The organism is Mycolicibacterium arcueilense (assembly GCF_058536225.1).
On the sequence record NZ_JBZTYL010000004.1, the window covers coordinates 1 to 630 of the forward strand.

Annotated in this window: 1 pseudogene; it reads left to right on the forward strand. The window is 67.6% G+C overall.

Annotated elements, in window-relative coordinates:
* Window positions 1-266: 266 nt before the first annotated feature.
* Window positions 267-630: pseudogene (locus tag AC4LGL_RS00985) on the forward strand (class II aldolase/adducin family protein); the annotation flags it as partial.

Below are 630 nucleotides of genomic sequence, written 5' to 3' on the forward strand. Positions count from 1 at the left end.
AAACACCTTGGCAGGCCTGTCGCTTCAGATCACAGCAGCCGGAGGGCAGCTGCACGACCTTCCCGGTCCCGACATGGCGGAGCTGCCAGATCTCGGAGGGCCGTTCAACATCGCGACCGCCTGGCGACACGAGCTCGCCCGGCTGAGCGTCAGCCCATGAAGCCGGCCAGCGCGGCAGTGCCGACAGTCCCGCCGACGCTGGGTACGATACAAGGCATGCGATCGACAGAGACAGAAGACGGATCCAAATACGGTCCGCCGCCGCAATACCCCCCCCGCAGGTCGTGGCCGCCGACTTGGCAGGGCTCGCTATCCGGCCGATCGTCGGGGCGTTCGACATCCCGGGCACCCGCCTGGCGGCAGACGGAATACCCGTCTACCCCAGAGGAGTGCTCGTGCGAAACCGCGAGCTCGCAGCGGAAATGCTCGACGCCATGGGCGATCGGCCCGTGGTGCTGCTGCGCGGACACGGCCTCACCAGCGCGGCGCCGACGATGGAGCAGGCGGTCCTCCAAGCCATCAGCGTAAACACCTTGGCAGGCCTGTCGCTTCAGATCACAGCAGCCGGAGGGCAGCTGCACGACCTTCCCGGTCCCGACATGGCGGAGCTGCCAGATCTCGGAGGGCCGT